19 protein-coding genes are annotated in these 17,498 nt (G+C 62.9%); 11 read left to right on the top strand and 8 right to left on the bottom strand.

Annotation, left to right across the window (positions count from 1 at the left end; translation table 11 throughout):
* Positions 1-5 precede the first annotated feature (5 nt).
* The 5 genes from PCJ21_RS07345 to PCJ21_RS07325 all read left to right on the top strand — a co-directional run bounded on the left by PCJ21_RS07345 (position 6) and on the right by PCJ21_RS07325 (position 6,532).
* Positions 6-1,445: a TolC family protein gene (locus PCJ21_RS07345; RefSeq protein ID WP_269931112.1), complete on the top strand. Its 1,440-nt coding sequence runs from the start codon at positions 6-8 to the stop codon at positions 1,443-1,445.
* Positions 1,446-1,477: 32 nt separating this feature from the next.
* A complete protein-coding gene (locus PCJ21_RS07340; protein ID WP_269930741.1) occupies positions 1,478-3,613 on the top strand; it encodes a type I secretion system permease/ATPase in 2,136 nt (711 codons plus the stop codon).
* Between the two features lie 56 nt (positions 3,614-3,669).
* The gene (locus PCJ21_RS07335) at positions 3,670-4,959 is read left to right on the top strand and encodes an HlyD family type I secretion periplasmic adaptor subunit (protein WP_269930740.1); all 1,290 of its coding nucleotides are present in this window, start codon (positions 3,670-3,672) and stop codon (positions 4,957-4,959) included.
* Positions 4,960-5,008: 49 nt separating this feature from the next.
* A complete protein-coding gene (locus tag PCJ21_RS07330; RefSeq protein ID WP_269930739.1) occupies positions 5,009-5,581 on the top strand; it encodes a ribbon-helix-helix domain-containing protein in 573 nt (190 codons plus the stop codon).
* A 363-nt stretch (positions 5,582-5,944) separates the two neighbouring features.
* A complete protein-coding gene (locus PCJ21_RS07325; RefSeq protein WP_269930738.1) occupies positions 5,945-6,532 on the top strand; it encodes a transglutaminase-like cysteine peptidase in 588 nt (195 codons plus the stop codon).
* A gap of 146 nt (positions 6,533-6,678) precedes the next feature.
* Here the strand turns inward: PCJ21_RS07325 and PCJ21_RS07320 are convergent, their stop codons facing one another.
* The 3 genes from PCJ21_RS07320 to nth all read right to left on the bottom strand — a co-directional run bounded on the left by PCJ21_RS07320 (position 6,679) and on the right by nth (position 8,428).
* Positions 6,679-7,218 (bottom strand): GNAT family N-acetyltransferase, encoded by a 540-nt coding sequence (locus tag PCJ21_RS07320; protein WP_269930737.1) that lies wholly within the window; start codon positions 7,216-7,218, stop codon positions 6,679-6,681.
* 89 nt (positions 7,219-7,307) lie between these two features.
* Complete coding sequence (locus PCJ21_RS07315) at positions 7,308-7,535, bottom strand: YdeI/OmpD-associated family protein (protein WP_269930736.1); 228 nt, start codon at positions 7,533-7,535, stop codon at positions 7,308-7,310.
* An 80-nt stretch (positions 7,536-7,615) separates the two neighbouring features.
* Positions 7,616-8,428: an endonuclease III gene (nth, locus tag PCJ21_RS07310; protein ID WP_269930735.1), complete on the bottom strand. Its 813-nt coding sequence runs from the start codon at positions 8,426-8,428 to the stop codon at positions 7,616-7,618.
* Between the two features lie 22 nt (positions 8,429-8,450).
* Here nth and PCJ21_RS07305 point away from each other — a divergent pair, with 22 nt between their 5' ends.
* From PCJ21_RS07305 to PCJ21_RS07290, 4 genes are all read left to right on the top strand, one after another.
* Positions 8,451-8,945 (top strand): DUF2244 domain-containing protein, encoded by a 495-nt coding sequence (locus PCJ21_RS07305; RefSeq protein WP_269930734.1) that lies wholly within the window; start codon positions 8,451-8,453, stop codon positions 8,943-8,945.
* A gap of 67 nt (positions 8,946-9,012) precedes the next feature.
* Positions 9,013-9,906 carry a bifunctional helix-turn-helix domain-containing protein/methylated-DNA--[protein]-cysteine S-methyltransferase gene (locus tag PCJ21_RS07300; RefSeq protein ID WP_269930733.1) on the top strand — a complete coding sequence of 298 codons (894 nt, stop codon included), beginning with the start codon at positions 9,013-9,015 and terminating at the stop codon, positions 9,904-9,906.
* Between the two features lie 151 nt (positions 9,907-10,057).
* On the top strand, positions 10,058-10,957 hold the full coding sequence (locus tag PCJ21_RS07295; RefSeq protein ID WP_269930732.1) for a ribokinase: 900 nt from the start codon (positions 10,058-10,060) through the stop codon (positions 10,955-10,957).
* A gap of 66 nt (positions 10,958-11,023) precedes the next feature.
* On the top strand, positions 11,024-11,638 hold the full coding sequence (locus PCJ21_RS07290; protein WP_269930731.1) for a LysE family translocator: 615 nt from the start codon (positions 11,024-11,026) through the stop codon (positions 11,636-11,638).
* A gap of 61 nt (positions 11,639-11,699) precedes the next feature.
* Here the strand turns inward: PCJ21_RS07290 and PCJ21_RS07285 are convergent, their stop codons facing one another.
* Complete coding sequence (locus PCJ21_RS07285; protein ID WP_269930730.1) at positions 11,700-12,641, bottom strand: nucleoside hydrolase; 942 nt, start codon at positions 12,639-12,641, stop codon at positions 11,700-11,702.
* A gap of 130 nt (positions 12,642-12,771) precedes the next feature.
* On the opposite strand from PCJ21_RS07285, the gene PCJ21_RS07280 reads away from it, so the two are divergent.
* Both PCJ21_RS07280 and PCJ21_RS07275 read left to right on the top strand, forming a co-directional pair.
* On the top strand, positions 12,772-13,197 hold the full coding sequence (locus PCJ21_RS07280; RefSeq protein ID WP_269930729.1) for an Hsp20 family protein: 426 nt from the start codon (positions 12,772-12,774) through the stop codon (positions 13,195-13,197).
* A gap of 62 nt (positions 13,198-13,259) precedes the next feature.
* Positions 13,260-13,517 carry a DUF1150 family protein gene (locus PCJ21_RS07275; protein WP_269930728.1) on the top strand — a complete coding sequence of 86 codons (258 nt, stop codon included), beginning with the start codon at positions 13,260-13,262 and terminating at the stop codon, positions 13,515-13,517.
* A gap of 139 nt (positions 13,518-13,656) precedes the next feature.
* Here PCJ21_RS07275 and ptsN read toward each other — a convergent pair whose 3' ends face one another.
* From ptsN to lptB, 4 genes are all read right to left on the bottom strand, one after another.
* Positions 13,657-14,121 carry a PTS IIA-like nitrogen regulatory protein PtsN gene (gene ptsN / locus PCJ21_RS07270; RefSeq protein WP_269930727.1) on the bottom strand — a complete coding sequence of 155 codons (465 nt, stop codon included), beginning with the start codon at positions 14,119-14,121 and terminating at the stop codon, positions 13,657-13,659.
* 67 nt (positions 14,122-14,188) lie between these two features.
* Positions 14,189-14,773: a ribosome hibernation-promoting factor, HPF/YfiA family gene (gene hpf, locus PCJ21_RS07265; RefSeq protein WP_269930726.1), complete on the bottom strand. Its 585-nt coding sequence runs from the start codon at positions 14,771-14,773 to the stop codon at positions 14,189-14,191.
* A gap of 269 nt (positions 14,774-15,042) precedes the next feature.
* Positions 15,043-16,575: an RNA polymerase factor sigma-54 gene (gene rpoN / locus PCJ21_RS07260; RefSeq protein WP_269930725.1), complete on the bottom strand. Its 1,533-nt coding sequence runs from the start codon at positions 16,573-16,575 to the stop codon at positions 15,043-15,045.
* Between the two features lie 130 nt (positions 16,576-16,705).
* Positions 16,706-17,497 carry an LPS export ABC transporter ATP-binding protein gene (lptB, locus tag PCJ21_RS07255; protein ID WP_442865987.1) on the bottom strand — a complete coding sequence of 264 codons (792 nt, stop codon included), beginning with the start codon at positions 17,495-17,497 and terminating at the stop codon, positions 16,706-16,708.
* Position 17,498 lies beyond the last annotated feature (1 nt).

Genomic DNA, 17,498 nt, shown 5'->3' with positions numbered 1-17,498 from the left:
TGCCGATGAATGTTGGGCGTATGGCGAAGCGACTGGGCTTTCTGCTTGCTGCAACGATGCTGTCAAGCAATGGCGCAAGCGCATTGTCGCTCAAGGAAGCGATGGCGGTGGCTGTCGAATCCAACCCCGAAATAGGCCAGTCCATCCAGAACCGCGAAGCGATCGAATTCGAGCTTCGCCAAGCCAAGGGGCTTTACCTGCCCAGCGTCGACTTTGAAGCATCGACGGGGGTTCGGCGACTGGACAATCCGTCGCGCCGGCTGAGCAATCAGGAAGACGAGGCGCTCTATCCGTCCGAAGCCGGCGTTGTCGTGACGCAAAAGATCTTCGACAATGGTGCGCGCCGTGCCGAACTCAACCGCCAGGCCTCGCGCGTCGACGGCGCGTCTTTCCGCGTGCTCGAGCGTTCCGAGTTCATCGGCCTGACGGTCGTGCAGGACTACCTCGAATACATCCTGCAAGCGCGCATTGTCGGCGACGCCAAGAAAAACCTGGGCTTCCATCAGTCGATCCTCGGCGACATCCGCGAGGGCATCCAGGGCGGTGCATTGACCGACGCCGATCGCCAGCAGGCAGAAGAACGCCTCTACGCGGCGCAGGCTCGCGTGCAGGAAGCCGCCGAAGAGCTTGAGGCGGCCAAGATCCGGTTCTTCAAGACTGTCGGCAAGCCGCTGACCAACCCGACCATGCCGGCCTCGGTGGCAAAGGCGCTGCCGCGTTCGCTCGATGACGCGCTCGGCCTCGCCCGCCGCAACAACCCGCGCGTGCACATGGCCAACAGCGACATCGACGCCGCTGCCTCGCTGGTGGATGCGGCGCGGGCCAAATTCGGTCCCGAAGTGGTCGCGGAAGGCCGTGCCCGCATCGGCAACGACATCGACGGCGCGGAAGACGAGACCAACGACCTGCAGGCCCGGCTGGTGTTGCGCTGGAACCTCTACCGCGGTGGCATCGACAAGGCCAACGAGCAGGAGCAGGTTCGCCGCGTGAGCGAACAGCGCCTTGCTCTGCACCAGGTGCAGCGCGAGATCGACGAGGCCGTTCGCATTTCCTGGGATCGCCGTTTCCGCCAAGCGGACCTGGCCAAGACCCTGCGCCAGCAGACCGCGGCCAATGATCGGCTGGTGTCGTCCTATCGCGAGCAGTTCAAGGTCGGCCAGCGCTCGCTGCTCGACGTCCTCGATGCGCAGAACACGCGCTTCAACGCGGAAACACTGTCGAACACGGCGGCATTCGCGTCGCTGTTTGCCGAGTACCGCCTGCTGGCGGCAACCGGTCAATTGCTCAAGACAATGAACCTTTCGGCGGCAAAGCAGTCTGATGCCTACGCCCGAAACGAGTTCAACGTTCCGGCGACCGCCGATACCGAGACTTACGCCCGGACGCCTTCGGAGCAAGTGAACAACATGCCCTTTGACCTGCTCGCGCCGGTCAGAAAGAAGTAGGGGTGTCTGCCTGACGGCAGCCCCCGCCGCTCATGAACCAGCAGACGCACATTCAAACGCCCGCTGAAGCATTCAAATCATGCTTCTCGGCAGTTGCAGCCTATCTCGGTCGCCCCAGCGCGGAGACCGTGCTGTTTTCGGGCGTGCCAATATCCGAGACTCGGATCGAGGTGCAGGAAATCCGGCACCTCGCCGAGCGCATCGGACTGGAAACACGCGAGTTCAACCATCGCGACTTCATGCGCGGGCGCTTTGACCTGCCGGCGATAGTCTTCCGCCCCAATCGCCTGCCCATCGCCATCCTGGCCGAGCAAAACGAAGGCACGGCGTTCCTGACCGGCCCCCAGGAAGACGGCCGCACCGCGATCTCGCGCGACGAGCTGGCCGCGTCGCCAATTTCCGGCGGCGTTGGCTTCTCGATCACCTACGCCAACACCGCCGAGGAGATGAATGTTGGCAATGCCGCCAAGATCGAGCGGCCGCATTGGCTTTATGGGACCTTGGGCTCCTTCTGGAAGTCCTACTCGCGTGTGGCGCTGTCAGCGATCTTCATCAATCTGCTGGCACTCGCGTCGCCTATCTTCACGATGAACGTGTACGACCGCATTCTGCCCAACAAGTCGATCTCGTCGCTTTGGGTTCTGGCGATGGGCGTATCGACGGCGATCCTGTTCGACTTGCTGCTGAAAACCGCTCGCGCCGCGCTGATCGACCACGCCGGCCGCAAGGCCGACCTGCGCATTTCCTACATGCTGTTCGAAAAGGTGCTCAACACCTCCCTCAGCGCGCGCCCCGCATCCACAGGCGAATACGCCAACCGCGTGACGCAGTATGAATTCGTGCGCGAGTTCTTCACCTCGAACACCGTCAGCACATTCATCGACACTGCCTTCGTGTTCGTGTTCCTGCTGGTGATCTACGCAATCGCCGGCTGGCTGGTGATCGTTCCGGTGATCGCCTTCATCGCAGCAATCATGGTCGGACTGGTGGCGCAGCACCGCATCGGCAAGCGCGTCGCCGCTTCCATGAACGAAGCCTCGCAGCGACAGTCGCTGCTGGTGGAATCGATCTCGACCGTCGAAACGATCAAGTCGCTGCGCGCCGAGGCCTATCTTCTGCGCAAATGGCGGGAGCATTCGAAGAATGCCGCCAACACGTCGGAGAAGATCAAGGAGCTGTCAGCAGCGGCGGCAAACATGACGCAGTTCATCCAGCAGCTGGTGACCGTCGGTCTGGTCGTGGCGGGAGCCTACGCCTTTGACAACGGCGCCATTTCCACCGGTGCAATCATCGCGGCGGTCATGCTTTCCGGGCGCGCGGTGGCGCCGCTCGGCCAGCTGGCAATGACAATTTCGCGCTTCCGCCAGGCCATGCTGTCGTTGCGGGTTGTCAACACCATCATGCACCAGCCTGAAGACCGGCCCGATACCGTCGGTTTCGTCAATCGGCCGATTCGCGTCGGGGCGCTCAACTTGCGCAATGTCAGCTTTGCCTATCCCGGTACCGAGACCGAAGTGCTGACCGGCGTGAACCTTTCGATCAATCCCGGTGAGCGCGTGGGCATTATCGGCCGCATCGGATCCGGCAAAACGACTTTCGGACGCCTGGTCGGCCGCCTCTATCTGCCGACCACTGGCGAACTCCTGCTCGACGGCATCGACGTGCGGCAATACCACCCATCGGAAGTGCGCGCGGCAGTCGGGATCGTCGCCCAGGCTGGCGATCTGTTTTCGGGCACCATCAAGGAAAACCTCCTGATGGCCAAGCCCGATGCCACCGACGAAGAGATCATCGCCGCGGCAAAGGCCGCGGGTGTCGACGAGTTCGTGTCGCGGCATCCGCGCGGCTACGACATGAATGTCGGCGAGCGCGGAACCAACCTGTCTGGCGGACAGCGGCAGACCGTGGCCATAGCGCGGCTGTTGATGACCAAGCCCAAGATCGTATTCCTGGATGAACCTTCGGGTTCCATGGACCTCGCTTCGGAGCGCCAGCTCATCAGGCAGTTGAAGACAGCGTTCGACGAAAAGACGACGCTGATCATCTCAACCCATCGCTACAGCATGCTCGAGATCGTCGACCGCCTTATTGTTGTCGAACAGGGGCGCATAGTTGCCGATGGGCCAAAAGAAAAAGTAATTCAGGCATTGCAGAAGCCGAACGGCTAGCCGCATCTGCTTGACGGGGTAATTATATTGAACCCGTTCAATATAATGGGGCATTGATGATTACCAAGGAAGACAGACCGCCATTCTTTGCATCGGCAGCCGTGTTTATCATCGGCGCGCTGTTCGCAGCCTTTGTCATCTGGGCGTCTTTTGCTGAAGTCGATGAAATCGCGCGTGGCGAAGGCAAGGTCATCCCGGCGTCCAAGACGCAGATCGTGCAGGCGAGCGAGCCGGGCATCGTCGAGGAAATTGCGGTCAAGATCGGCCAAATCGTCAAGAAGAACGATCTCATCATCCGCCTCGACGACACGCTCAACGAGTCCAGCCTCGGCGAACAGCAGGCCAAGGCGCGGACCCTTAGGGCGCGCATCGCCCGCCTCAAGCAGGAACAGGAAGGCCGTATCGGCGAGCCGCTGGCATGCCCTGTCGAACTGAGCGATACGGCGCCTGAGATCTGCGAGAACGAGCAGAAGCTGCTGGTGGCGCGGCGGCAAAACTTCGACACCAAGCTTTCAGTGCTGAAATCGCGGCTCGACCAGCGCCAGAAGGAGCTCGAGGAAGCCAGGGTCAACGTCCAGCGGCTGACCGATTCCATCGCCGTCAGCGACAGGGAGGCAGAACTCGTCAGCTCAATGGTCAAGCGCAATCTGATGGCCAAGACCGAGCAGATCCGTGTCGACCGCGAGCAGACCGAGATGCGGGGCCAACTCAACCTCGCCAACGAGACGGTCAAGCGCACCGAAGCGGCGATCGTCGAAGCGAACCTTCAGGTCGATGAGTTCGGGCTGCAACTGCAGCAGGAAGCGCTGGACGAACTGACCCAGGCCCTAGCCGAACTCTCGGTAGTGGATGAGACCATCCGCGGCGCCACCGACCGGGTGGCGCGCACCGATATCCGCTCGCCTGTCGATGGCATCGTCAACACGCTCGACGTCAATACTCTCGGCGCGTTCGTGCAACCGGGCACGGTTGTCGCGGGCATTGTGCCGACTTCGGAAACGCTGCTGGTCGAAGCTCGCGTTTCGCCGCGCGACGTCGCTTTCATCCGGCCGGACCAAAAAGCGCTGATCAAAGTCTCGGCCTATGACTTCTCAATCTTCGGCGGTCTCGACGGCAAGGTCCAGAACATCACCGCCGACAGTCTCGTCGATCAAAATACGGGCGAGCCTTATTATCAGGTCCGGGTATCGACAGACCGGTCGGCGCTGGAGAAAGACGGTCAATCCTATTCGATCATCCCGGGCATGATCAGCACCGTGGAGATCATCACCGGCCGGAAAACCATTCTCAGCTACCTGCTCAAACCCATCAACAAGGCACGAAACGAGGCCTTGCGTGAACGATAACGCCACTGCGGCAGCACCTGTCGGCACCAACATCCTTTCAGTCGACGACTTGCTGACCGATTTTCGCGTGGTCGTGCGCCAAGGCAGCCGACGCGGCATCCGGCTCGAGCGCCTGTTCTGGGTGACGCTCAAGCAGCTCGCCGAGCAGAATCGCATGACGATTGGCGAAATGGTCGAGGAGATTGCACAAGCCAACGGCGACACCAGCAACCTCGCATCGGCGATCCGCGTGGCCTGCCTGCGCTGGATGGCGGACCAGAACGCGGAGCTCAACCAATTGGCCTCGCTGCGGACCGTCAGCTCTATTCTGGGAGCGTGTCCGGCCCCGGCATTTGCACTGTCTTCGGCCAAGAAAATCTTGGCCTTCAACCCGGCCTTCCAAATCCTGGTGCGACGACAACTGCCGGTCAGCTTCGGCGCGGATGCGCAGCGTGAGCTCAGGCTCTCCCTCGACCTGAACGTTGCCGACATCTTCGCCAGGCTCAGCGCCAACGAGGGGGTCCCGATCGCCAGCGGCTTTGTCATCGGCGCCGCCGAGCGCCGCTACCGCGGTCAGCTCAACATCGTCCGCGCACCGATCAAGGCACCCAAGGTCCTGCTGTCTTTCGTGGTCAACGGGTAGGTTCCCCGCCTGAAACGGAACACAATCACGCTGCAATCCCTCGCTCGTCTTGGCAGCGCCGGATGGTTGGCCGGCCTTTGGGCCGGGCACAAATCATCCGGCATTCGCGTGTCCTTCGCCAGCAAGTATCCCATTGTCAAAGACAGCTTTTCCCAAATTGGCTTTGGCAACCAATTGCTTGGCGGAGTTCACTTCGTCGACCGGGAAAGGGTTTCAACCGGGGACTATTGACTGCCTCAAATGTTATTTGTTAAAGTTACAATTTGTTAACCCCTTTGCCCCGGATTGGGCCAAACAGCACTTTAGCAACCGCTCATTAACCGCCTGTCGTCACAATTCAATCCACGCATCGGGGACATCACTGTGAAACGCTATGTCGCGCTGACTGCGCTTGCCACTACTTTTGCCTGCACCATCGCCGCGCAAGCCGGCACCACCATGCAAACCACCGGCAAGGCGTTCGCGCCGCCGGCCTTCTCTTCTTTCTGCAGCCGCGAGCCCGGGCTTTGCAGCACGTCGGGCGGCCAGAAGGTCGTCGCCCTGCAGGGCGACCTCAAGTCCGAACTCAAGCAGGTCAACAGTTCGGTCAATTCGCGGATCAAGGAACGCAGCGACATCGCCAATGTCGGCAAGGATGACGATTGGCGCGTGCCGGCCGCCTATGGCGATTGCGAAGATTTCGCCATCCTCAAGAAGCGCGAACTGCTCAAGCGCGGCTGGCCGGCGTCGGCGCTGCTGCTGACCGTGGCGCGTTACCGGGGCGAAGGGCATACGGTGCTCACCGTACGCACCAGCGAAGGCGACCTGATCCTGGACAACCGGACAAGCTCGGTTCGCGACTGGTCACGCACACCCTACAGCTACTTCGCCCGGCAGGCGCAGGGCAACGGTGGCCGCTGGGAGCGCATCGGCACAGCAAAGCCGGTGCGGACGACCGCCGCCGAGCAGTAGGCAACTAGAGCGCCGTGCGTCCGAACGGACGCACAAAGGACGCTCTAACTTACTGAGTTGGCGCATCGTGCTTTCCGAAAATCGGGTCCGATTTTCGGGCCGATGCGCTAACCCGGCTTGCCGCCTGCCTTGGCGCGGAGCCCGGGCTACAGGTTGCGCTGGCGCTCGAACAGGATGGTCGGTTCGCCGTGATAGGTGGTCCGGCCAATCTCGCGGTAGCCGTTCTTCTCGGCGACGCGCAACGAAGCGCCATTGGCCGGATCGATGATGCAGACCGTGCGGCCGGAAAAACGGCCGTCGGCCCAGCGCACAAACGCCGCCACAGTCTCGCTGGCGATGCCCCTGCCGTGCATGTCGGCGGCGAAGCCCCAGCCAGCCTCCGGAATGCCTTCGATCGAAGGCGAGATATCGCGCTTCAGGTCGTGGAAGCCGGCCTCGCCGACAAAACGTCCCGACGCCTTTTCCTCGACCGCCCAGAAACCAAAGCCGATCAGCGACCAGGAGCCGGCATGGCGCAAGAAGCGCTGCCAGCTTTCCTCGCGCGTCCTCGGCTTGGCAATGAATCGCGTGACGACAGGGTCCGCCCACATGGCGGCATAGGCGTCGAAATCTTCAAGACGATGCGGCCTGAGGATCGTTCGCTCGGTCTCGATGACCGGGATGTCGTCTAGGGAAAAGGCGGGCATGATTGCGGCTCCATCTGGCCGCCATGCCATAGCACGGCCGCGCGGAAAGGCAGCAGGCCAGATGGCGACAGCTGCTTCGCCAGCGGCGCTCAGCCCTTCCAGACCATGCGCATGTAGACTCCGCCGCGCTCGAGTTCGTCGAGCATCTGTTCGAGGCGTTTGCCGCGCGTCGCATCGAGCTTGGCGCGGGCAATCCAGCCGAGATAGTCGTTGCGCTGGTAGTCGGGCCGTCTTTCATAGGCTTCGAGCAGCCGGCGCGCCACGAGAGCCGAGCGGATCCAGTCCGGCATGGGGTTGATGTCGCGGGACAAGGCCATCGCCTATCCTTGCCGGGCCGTGCGAATCCGTCAACGGCAGTTGCGCAGGCTCCTGACAGTACGCCATACGCCAGGACAGGCTATTGGGCGGCGACTTCGGCCTCGGCGACCTCGACCGGGTCGAGATCCTCCAGCGGCACCAGCGGCGCCGGCTCATCGGTGGATTTCTCCGGCGACTTGCAGATATCGGCGATGACGCAGCGCCAGCAATCGGGCTTGCGCGCCTTGCAGACATAGCGGCCGTGCAGGATCAGCCAATGGTGGGCATGCAGCATGAACTCATCGGGAATGATCCTGACGAGCATCGCCTCGACCTGGTCGGGGGTCTTGCCGGGCGCGAGCCCGATGCGATTGCCGATCCGCAGGATATGCGTGTCGACCGCCATGGTGTGCTGACCGAAGGCCATGTTGAGCACCACGTTGGCGGTCTTGCGGCCGACGCCGGGCAACTGGACCAGAAGGTCCCGCTCGTCGGGCACCTCGCCGCCGTGGTCGCGAATCAACGCCTCGGACAGGGCGATGACGTTCTTGGCCTTGTTGCGCCACAAGCCGATGGTACGGATATGCTGGCCGACCGTCTCCTCCCCGAGGGCCAGCATCTTTTCCGGCGTGTCGGCAATGGCAAACAGCGCGCGCGTTGCCTTGTTGACGCCGATGTCGGTTGCCTGCGCCGACAAAACCACCGCCACCAGCAGGGTGAACGCGTTGACATGCTCAAGCTCGCCCCTTGGCTCGGGCCGCTGAACGGAAAAACGGCGAAAGATCTCGTGCACCTCGGCAGGCGCATAGAGCGAGCGGCGGCGAACCGCGCGCGACTTCGGCTTGGCTGCTGACGTTCCGCGGCCGACAGCCTGCGACGTCTTCGGCGTATCTTTGGGCTTGGGGTTTTTCATGGGCCTTCTATAATTAACCCGCATGAGCGAGACAAACGCCACATTCGCCGCCGACGAGCCCTTCTTCAAGGCGCTTTTGTTGCCGCACCGGTCACTCGGCCGGACCGGCTTCATGGTGTTGATGGGAGCGCTGGCTTTCGGCTGGCTCGCCACCGGGGTGGTGTTCCTCAGCCAGGGCGCATGGCCGATCTTCGGTTTCTTCGGGCTGGATGTGATCGGCCTCTACATCGCCTTCAGGCTGAATTATCGCGCCGGCCGGGCCCGCGAAGAGGTCAGCATCTCGCGCACCAGCCTCGACATCCTGAAGACGGCACCTTCGGGCAAGTCCGAGCGGTTTCACTTCAACCCGTTCTGGGCCCGGTTTTCAGTGTCGCGCCACGACGAAATCGGCATCACCGGCATGGCCGTGGTGTCGCGGGAGCAAAATGTGCCGATCGGCAGCTTCCTAAATCCCGACGACCGGGAAAGCTTCGCGACCGCATTCTCGCGTGCGCTGGCGACGGCCAGGGCCGGCTGACGAAAGCAGGAAACGGGTGGGAAAAGCCAGGCTGGGCAGCGATATTGGCGTTCAAGGAGACACAGCCATGAACGCACAGACGAAAATGAGTCCTGTCGCCACGCTGCAGCGGGACATCACACCAGTCGGCGCCGAGTATGAGACCGTGCGCCGGGTGATCGAAAAGATCAGCCTCGACTATCGCGACCAGCCCTCGCTCGAGGCCCTGGCCGACGAAGTCGGCGAAACCCCGACGAGCCTGCAGAAGCTGTTCAGCCGCTGGGCCGGCCTGTCGCCGAAAGCCTTTCTACAGGCGGTGACGCTCGATCATGCCCGGCGCCTGCTCGACGACGGCATTCCGCTGCTGGAAACGTCGTTCGAACTCGGCATGTCCGGCCCGGGACGACTGCACGACCTGTTCGTCACCCACGAGGCGATGTCGCCGGGCGACTACAAGACGCGCGGCGCCGGCCTGACCATCCGCTACGGCTTCCACATCTCGCCGTTCGGCGTGGCGCTGATCATGGTCACGGACCGCGGGCTGGCCGGGCTGTCCTTCAACGACGCCGGCGAGGAGCGCGCGGCCTTCGCCGACATGTCCGGCCGCTGGCCCAACGCAACCTATGTCGAGGACATGGCGGCGACCGCACCATACGCGGCACGCATCTTCGACCCAAGCCGCTGGCGCGCCGACCAGCCGCTGCGGGTGGTGATGATCGGCACTGATTTCCAGTTGCGCGTGTGGGACGCCCTGCTCAAGATCCCGATGGGGCGCGCCTGCACCTATTCGTCGATCGCCGCAGACATCGGCTCGCCAAAGGCAAGCCGGGCTGTCGGCGCCGCCGTGGGCGCCAACCCGCTGTCGTTCGTCGTGCCGTGCCATCGGGCGCTCGGCAAGTCGGGTGCGCTGACGGGCTACCACTGGGGGCTGACGCGCAAGCGCGCCATCCTGGGCTGGGAGGCCGGACAGGTCGCGCGTTAACTTCGCGCGACACTGCCGCCAAATCGACTGGTATCTTCCCGGCCCGGACACTATCGGGCACAGGTCGTCTTCCGTTGCGAATAGGCGAGCCCCATCTGGCAAGACGGCCAGACACGCGGTAGGTTCCCGCCCAACTTGCCGGGAGACTGCCGTGATCACCGTTGTCGGATCCATCAACCTCGACCTCATTGCCACCGTCGGCCGTTTGCCGGGGCCAGGCGAGACCGTTCCCGGCGGCGACTTCAAATCCGCCCCCGGCGGCAAGGGCGCCAACCAGGCGCTGGCTGCGGCACGCGCCGGCGCAAAGGTCCGCATGGTCGGCGCAGTCGGCAAGGACGCCTTCGCCGGTGAAGCGCTCGCCTATCTCAAGGACGCAGGCGTCGACCTCTCGGGCGTCGCCGAAATGCATGCCGCAACTGGCATCGCGCTGATCCTGGTTGGCAGCGACGGCGAGAACATGATCGCGGTGGTTCCCGGCGCCAACGGCACGGTGGTACCGGGCGACCTCGCCAAGGCGCGGTTCGCGAAGGGCGACGTCGTGCTGCTGCAGCATGAAATTCCGCTGCCAACCGTCGACGCCGCGCTGGCGGCGGCGCGCAAGGCCGGCGCCACCACGCTGTTGAACACCGCGCCCTTCCGCGCCGAGGCGGCGAGCCTTGTCGGCAAGGCCGACTATGTCGTCGCCAACGAAACCGAATTCGACCTCTATGCCGGGGCCCTGGAACTGCCGGCCGGCGAACGCAGCGAACGCATGCTCGAGTTCGCCCGCCGCACCGGCGCTACCGTCATCGTCACGTTGGGCGGGGAAGGCGTCATTGCTGCCAAGGGCGTGGACCTGGTGCAGGTTGCAGCTCTGAAGATCAAACCGGTCGACACCGTCGGTGCCGGCGACACCTTCTGCGGCTATCTCGCGGCAGGCCTGTCGGCCGGCCTGGATCTGGAACAGGCGCTCGCACGCGCCGCGGCCGCCGGATCGCTTGCCTGCCTCAAGCCCGGCGCCCAGCCCGCCATACCGCTTGCCGCCGAGGTCGACGAGACGCTGAAGGCCTGAGACAGGCGCACTGGACAGACTCTGCCCGACGATGCTTATTTGCCATCGATAGTTGGAGGAATGTCCATGTCGCTGGAAGTCTATGCCGCCTATGTCGTTGCCTGCATCGTCATCGTCCTGATCCCGGGACCGACAGTCACGCTGATCATCGCTTCGAGCATCCGCCACGGCACCCGCGCCGGCCTGCTCAACGCCGCGGGTACGCAGATCGGGGTCGCCGTGATGATCGCCATCGTCGGCATCGGCCTCAACCAGATGATCGAGGCGATGGGCCACTGGTTCGAATGGGTCAGGCTGCTCGGGGCCGCCTATCTGATCTGGCTCGGCATCCAGATGTTCCGCTCGGGCGGCGAACTTGCCGCCAACGGCATGCCGAAACGGCCACGCGGCGGCTTTTTCCTGCAGGGCCTTCTTGTCGCCGTCAGCAATCCCAAGACGCTGATCTTCTTCGGCGCTTTCATTCCGCAGTTCATCGACCCGACCGCCAACTATGCCCAGCAGATCGTCATCATGGGCGCGACAGCGATGGTTTTTGCCGCGCTGTCGGACTCCACCTATGCGGTTGCCGCAGGCCGCGCCGGCAAGTTCCTGTCAGCCAGGCGCCTGAAGCTGATGACCCGCATATCGGGCACGTTCCTTGTCGGCGGCGGGGTGTGGCTGGCGTTTTCGCGCGCGAAATAGGCCGAGAAACAAAAAAGGGCGGCAGTCGCCGCCCTTTCGAACATGCCGGTAGCTTGTCGCCTCAGAGCCGGCCGAGACGCTCGACCAAAAGCGCGAAGAAGCCGTCATGGTCGATGTCGCGCATGACGGTGGCATTCTTCGGACGCTTGGTGACGCCCCACCAGTCGATGACGGTCATGCCCATCGTCAGCTCGGACGACGTCTCGACGGTCACGTTGCAGTGGCGACCCTGGAACAGCTCCGGCTTCAAAAGGTAAGCGATGACGCACGGATCATGCAGCGGGCCGCCATCGGTGCCGTATTTGCCTTCGTCGTAACGCTCGAAAAACTCCAGCATCTGGGCCGTGGCGAGGCCGACCTTGGTGCCGAGCTTGCGGAACGCCTCGGTGCGCTTGGTGGTGGTCAGGGCCTTGTGGGTTACGTCGAGCGGCATCATGACGATCGGCACGCCCGAGCGGAACACCACGTCGGCGGCATGCGGATCGACATAGATGTTGAACTCGGCCGACGGCGTGACATTGCCGCCCTCGAAGAACCCGCCGCCCATCAAAACGATTTCCTTGATGCGCGACGCGATCCTCGGCTCGCGGATCATGGCGAGCGCGATGTTGGTCAGCGGGCCAAGCGGGCAGAGCGTGATGGTGCCGGCTTCCTCCCGCATCAGCGTCTCGACGAGATAGTCGACGGCATACTGCTCTTGGAGCTTCATCTTGGGCTCGGGCAGGTCCGGACCGTTCAGGCCGGTCTTGCCGTGAACTTCCTCGGCGGTGACCAGTTCGCGCACCAACGGGCGAATGGCGCCGGCATAGACCTTGATATCGGGGCGGCCGGCCAGCTCGCAGATCTTGCGAGCATTCTTCTCGGTCAACTTCAGGGGCACGTTGCCGGCAACGGCGGTGATGCCGATGATTTCCAGCTCGGCACTTCCGAGCGCCAGCAATATGGCGACGGCATCGTCCTGACCGGGGTCGGTGTCGATGATGATCTTGCGCGGTTCGGGCATTTTCTTTCCTTGTTGGGCAGTTTTTTTGCAGTCTTGAAGTTGCCGAAGCGGCGGACCATATCAGCAACAGACGGAGAAATGCCACTTGGGTTTTTCCGCTTTATGTCGCTCTCGGAGGACAAGCTGTAACATGAGCCGCATGACGCCATTTTCGAGCCCGCTTCTTCTTGGCTTCGACACGATGGAAAAGACGCTGGAGCGTCTGGCCAAGTCGGGCGACAGCTACCCGCCCTACAACATCGAACGCATCAGGGATGCCGACGAGAGGGGCGAGAGGCTGCGGATAACGCTGGCCGTCGCCGGCTTTGCCGAAAACGACCTCGAGGTCACGGTCGAAGAGAACCAGTTGATCGTGCGTGGGCGCCAGAACGACGACAAGGAGCGCGAGTTCCTGCATCGTGGCATCGCCTCACGGCAGTTCCAACGTTGCTTCGTGCTGGCGGACGGCATGCGGGTGATTGCGGCCGACCTGAAGAATGGCCTGCTCTCGGTCGATCTGGATCGCCCGGAAGCCGAGCGGCTGGTACGGAAAATAAACATATCGGTGGCAGAGTAGACGTTGCCGAAGCTCTTATGCGGGATGGCCACCCAGGCATCCCAGCTGGAAGGAGGCTGAAAATGCCCAGTACCGCACCCAGGAACACCATGACCACGGGCGAACTCGCCCATCTCGGCGAAGGTTCCGTCGCCTATCTCAGGAAAGTCACCAGCGACGACCTGCGCGGCCGGTTTCCCGGCCTGACGGAGATCGACCCCGGCCTCGAGCTTTGGGCGCTGTTTTCCGCCAATGGCGAACCGATCCTGCTCTCGGATGCGCGCGACCGCGCGCTGGCCGGTGCGATGGAAAACGACCTGACGACCGTCGCCCTTCACTGACGGCGTCGCGAGGGCCAATCTCGGTTCTCGCATCTCCATGCTGAAGCAAGGCCGGAGCGCAGCGCGCTCTGGCGGTGAATTGGCCAAACGAAAAGGGCCGCGCAGGCGGCCCCTTCCCGAACTTTTCAAACAACAGAATTCAGGCGGCGTGCGAGGCCGGCGTTTCCGACAGAAGCGCGTGGATGGCCGAAGCATCGCGCGTGCCCCTGATCTTGGCCACTGTGTCGGCGTCGCGCAGGACGCGCGCGATGCGCGACAGCGCCTTGAGATGGTCCGCGCCAGCGCCTTCCGGCGCCAGAAGCAGGAAGACCAGATCGACCGGCTGGTCGTCCAGAGCTTCAAAATCAACAGGCGTTTCAAGCCGGGCGAAGACCCCGGTGATACGCTTCACGCCTGCGAGCTTTCCATGCGGTATGGCGATGCCGTTACCAACGCCAGTCGAGCCAAGACGCTCGCGCTGGAGGATGGTGTCGAACACCTCCCGCTCGGGGATGCCGGAAATCGCTGCGGCCCGTTCGGCGAGAAGTTGCAAAAGCTGCTTCTTCGAGTTCGCCTTCAAGGCCGGCATGATTGCCGGTACCTCGATCAGATCACTCAGATCCATTCTTATTAATCCCTTGCTGTGCTTGCCGCCGCATTGCCCTAGTCTCCCCGCATGCGAGCGGCAGCGACTACCCCTGGGCAACCTTTGCGGTCGAGGGATCGATCCAGCCGATGTTTCCATCCGGCCGGCGGTAGACGATGTTGAGATGCTCGTTGCCGGCATTGCGGAAAACCACAACCGGACTGTCCTTGGTGTCGAGTTCGATGACCGCGGAAGCCACGGACATGGTCTTCAGCACCATCGTCGATTCGGCGACAATGGCCGGAGCGAAATCGGCCGGCACGTCTTCGTCATCGTCGGCGAGTGCCGCGACAACCGAATAGGCGACGTCGGTCAGTTCGCCGTTGCCGGCACCGGAATTGTGCGACTTGAGACGACGCTTGTAGCGGCGCAGACGGGTTTCGAGCTTGTCGGCCGCCGCGTCGAACGCGGCAGTCGGTTCCTGAGCTTCCCCGGTCGCCTGCAGCGACATGCCCGAGTCGAGCCGCACCAGGCAGTCGGCGGTGTAGCGCGATCCTGACTTCACTACATTGACGTGACCGGAGAACCCACGATCGAAATATTTATCGATCGCTTCGCCAATACGGCCTTCGATGCGCGTACGGAACGCATCGCCGATATCCATGTGCTTTCCCGAAATGCGAAGGCTCATCTGAAAACTGACCTTTTCTGTTCAGACTTCAAACTCGTGAGAGTTTATACCCGTGGCCGATGCAAACAAGCACTGGCTGGCTTGGCACACCGTTTTTAAGTCCGAACTCCCGGCTGTCCACCAACCGCAAAGCAAAGCGCAACCATGCCGCTGCGCCACATCGTTCGCTGGCGGGCCGGCCCGCCTCATGCGGGCGGGCTTCTAGACACTTCATTAGGGATTGTCAATCAACGGCCAAAAAGCCTGCAAACAGTGGCCGTTTTCGCCGGCTAAGCACAGTTGGCGATCGCCCGCTTTTCACGTCGGCGTTGCACAGACGAGGCGATATGCATGCCCTCGCGATACTTGGCGACGGTGCGACGGGCGATTTCGACACCACTTTTCTTCAGAATGTCGACGATCGCGTCGTCGGACAAAACGTCGGAAGGCTCCTCTTCCTCGATCATCTGCCTGATACGGTCGCGCACGGATTCGGACGAATGCGCATCGCCGCCTTCCGCCGAGGCAATCGAGGCGGTGAAGAAGTAGCGCAGCTCGAACACGCCACGTGGCGTCAGCATGTATTTGTTGGCGGTGACCCGGCTGACCGTCGATTCATGCATGCCGATCGCATCGGCGACGGTGCGCAGGTTGAGCGGCCGCAGGTGGCGCACGCCATGGATAAGAAAGGCGTCCTGCTGGCGAATGATCTCTGAGGCCACCTTGAGGATGGTCTTGGCGCGCTGGTCGAGGCTGCGGGTCAGCCAGTTGGCGTTTTGCAGGCATTCGGCAAGAAAACCGCGCTCGCCGGCATCCTTCGTGCGGCCTGTGACTTCGGCGAAATAGACCTGATCGACCAGCACGCGCGGCAGCGTCTCGGGATTGAGCTCGACCGCCCAGCTGCCGTCGGCAGCCTGGCGCACCTCGACATCAGGCACGATGGCGTCGGCCGTGCCCCCGGCAAAGGCGCCGCCCGGGCGCGGGTCGAGGGCGCGAATCTCGGCCAGCATGGCCAGAAGATCTTCCTCGTCGACACCGCATATACGCTTGAGCGTCTGAAAATCGCGCTTCGCCAGCAATTCGAGATTTTCGACCAGCCTGGCCATTGCGGGGTCGAGGCGATCGCGACGCCTCAGCTGGATGCGCAGGCATTCGGCTAGATCCCGCGCAAACAGCCCCGGAGGGTCAAAATCCTGGCAGGTAGCCAAAACCTCGAGCATAAAGCTTGCTCCGACGCCCAGCCGTTCGGCGATCTCTTCGGACTCGCCGCGAAAGTAGCCCGCCTCGTCGAGCCAATCGGCCAATTCGGCGGCGACCAGCCTTGCCTGCGGATCGACAAACGCAAAGCTGATCTGTTCGGCGATATGGTCGCGCAGCGTGACGGCCGCCGCGGCCATGTCCTCCATCTCGAACCCGTCTGACGCGCCACCTGCGCCACTGCCCGCGCCAGCCGATTTCCACTGCATGGCAAGCTCGGGCCCGACGCGCTCGACAGCGCCCGGATCGTCAGGAAACAGATTTTCGAGCGAGGCGTCGAGCTTTTCGGAGATCGCTTCCGAACTCCAGCCCGCCTCTCCCTCGAACCAGTCATCGCTTTGCTGGGCCGCCGCTTCACCCGGCGCTTCTATCCCGGGGAATTGTTCGCCTGCTGCGTCATCCGGCACCTCAGCACGCTCGAGCAAGGGGTTGCGCTCGATTTCGTCGTCAATGAAATGTTCGAGTTCGGCATGGGTGAACTGCAGCAGGCGGATCGACTGCATCAGCTGTGGCGTCATGACCAGCGACTGCGACTGCCGCAGCTGCAATTTCGCCGACAGCGCCATCCTCTTGCCAGACCCGATCCTGTTTCAGGCGGCCGAAAACCGGCACGCCTTCCAGCCGTGATAAAACTGGCCCGGCTTTTGCATGTCAAGCAGATTGGGGGTTTGCCGGCTTTTCGCCGCAGGCAAGCAATTACAGGGTAAAGCCTTCGCCAAGATAGAGGCGTCGGACATCGGGATTGGCGACGACCTCATCGGCGCGCCCGTGGGTCAGGACCTCGCCGGCATGGATGATGTAGGCGCGGTCGATCAGGCCCAGCGTCTCGCGGACATTGTGATCGGTGATCAGAACGCCGATGCCACGATTGGTCAGGTGGCGGACCAGCTGCTGGATGTCGGCAACCGCGATCGGATCGATGCCGGCGAAAGGTTCGTCGAGCAGCATGTAGTTGGGCCGGCTGGCAAGCGCGCGGGCGATTTCGAGGCGACGGCGTTCGCCGCCCGACAATGCGATCGACGGGCTCTTGCGCAGGTGGCTGATGTGAAATTCCTCAAGCAGCGAGTCGAGGGTCTTTTCGCGCTCCTTGCGGCTCTTCTCGACGACTTCGAGAATGGCGCGAATGTTGTTTTCGACCGACAGGCCGCGAAAGATCGACGCTTCCTGCGGCAGGTAGCCGATGCCCAGGCGCGCGCGACGGTACATCGGCATGTTGGTGACGTCGAAGCCGTCGATCTCGATGGTACCCTGGTCGACCGGCACCAGGCCGGTAACCATGTAGAAGCAGGTCGTCTTGCCGGCGCCATTGGGGCCGAGCAGCCCTACGGCTTCGCCCGCGCGCACGCCGAGCGTGACACCTGACACCACCTGCCGGCCCTTGTAGGCCTTGGTCAGGCCCTTGGCGATGAGCGTGCCTTTGAACTTGCCGTTTCTGGCGCCGCCGACGACAGCAGGAGCGGCAGGTTTTTTCGCCGACCCGGGCGTCATT

The sequence above is a fragment of the Aminobacter sp. HY435 genome, from assembly GCF_027568395.1.
Lineage (GTDB): Bacteria > Pseudomonadota > Alphaproteobacteria > Rhizobiales > Rhizobiaceae > Aminobacter.
Note: the sequence above shows the minus strand (reverse complement) of the source record. Positions and strands in the feature narration are given on the sequence as shown.

Bases quoted from the DNA above. Each gene is read 5' to 3' on its own strand.
- PCJ21_RS07290 (WP_269930731.1), top strand. From the start codon at position 11,024: ATGTCGCTGGAAGTCTATGCCGCCTATGTCGTTGCCTGCATCGTCATC.
- nth (WP_269930735.1), bottom strand. From the start codon at position 8,428: ATGAAAAACCCCAAGCCCAAAGATACGCCGAAGACGTCGCAGGCTGTC.
- PCJ21_RS07275 (WP_269930728.1), top strand. From the start codon at position 13,260: ATGCCCAGTACCGCACCCAGGAACACCATGACCACGGGCGAACTCGCC.
- PCJ21_RS07345 (WP_269931112.1), top strand. From the start codon at position 6: ATGAATGTTGGGCGTATGGCGAAGCGACTGGGCTTTCTGCTTGCTGCA.
- hpf (WP_269930726.1), bottom strand. From the start codon at position 14,773: ATGAGCCTTCGCATTTCGGGAAAGCACATGGATATCGGCGATGCGTTC.
- PCJ21_RS07300 (WP_269930733.1), top strand. From the start codon at position 9,013: ATGAACGCACAGACGAAAATGAGTCCTGTCGCCACGCTGCAGCGGGAC.
- PCJ21_RS07335 (WP_269930740.1), top strand. From the start codon at position 3,670: ATGATTACCAAGGAAGACAGACCGCCATTCTTTGCATCGGCAGCCGTG.
- PCJ21_RS07315 (WP_269930736.1), bottom strand. From the start codon at position 7,535: ATGGCCTTGTCCCGCGACATCAACCCCATGCCGGACTGGATCCGCTCG.
- PCJ21_RS07320 (WP_269930737.1), bottom strand. From the start codon at position 7,218: ATGCCCGCCTTTTCCCTAGACGACATCCCGGTCATCGAGACCGAGCGA.
- PCJ21_RS07340 (WP_269930741.1), top strand. From the start codon at position 1,478: ATGAACCAGCAGACGCACATTCAAACGCCCGCTGAAGCATTCAAATCA.
- lptB (WP_442865987.1), bottom strand. From the start codon at position 17,497: ATGACGCCCGGGTCGGCGAAAAAACCTGCCGCTCCTGCTGTCGTCGGC.
- PCJ21_RS07305 (WP_269930734.1), top strand. From the start codon at position 8,451: ATGAGCGAGACAAACGCCACATTCGCCGCCGACGAGCCCTTCTTCAAG.
- rpoN (WP_269930725.1), bottom strand. From the start codon at position 16,575: ATGGCGCTGTCGGCGAAATTGCAGCTGCGGCAGTCGCAGTCGCTGGTC.
- ptsN (WP_269930727.1), bottom strand. From the start codon at position 14,121: ATGGATCTGAGTGATCTGATCGAGGTACCGGCAATCATGCCGGCCTTG.
- PCJ21_RS07285 (WP_269930730.1), bottom strand. From the start codon at position 12,641: ATGCCCGAACCGCGCAAGATCATCATCGACACCGACCCCGGTCAGGAC.
- PCJ21_RS07280 (WP_269930729.1), top strand. From the start codon at position 12,772: ATGAGCCGCATGACGCCATTTTCGAGCCCGCTTCTTCTTGGCTTCGAC.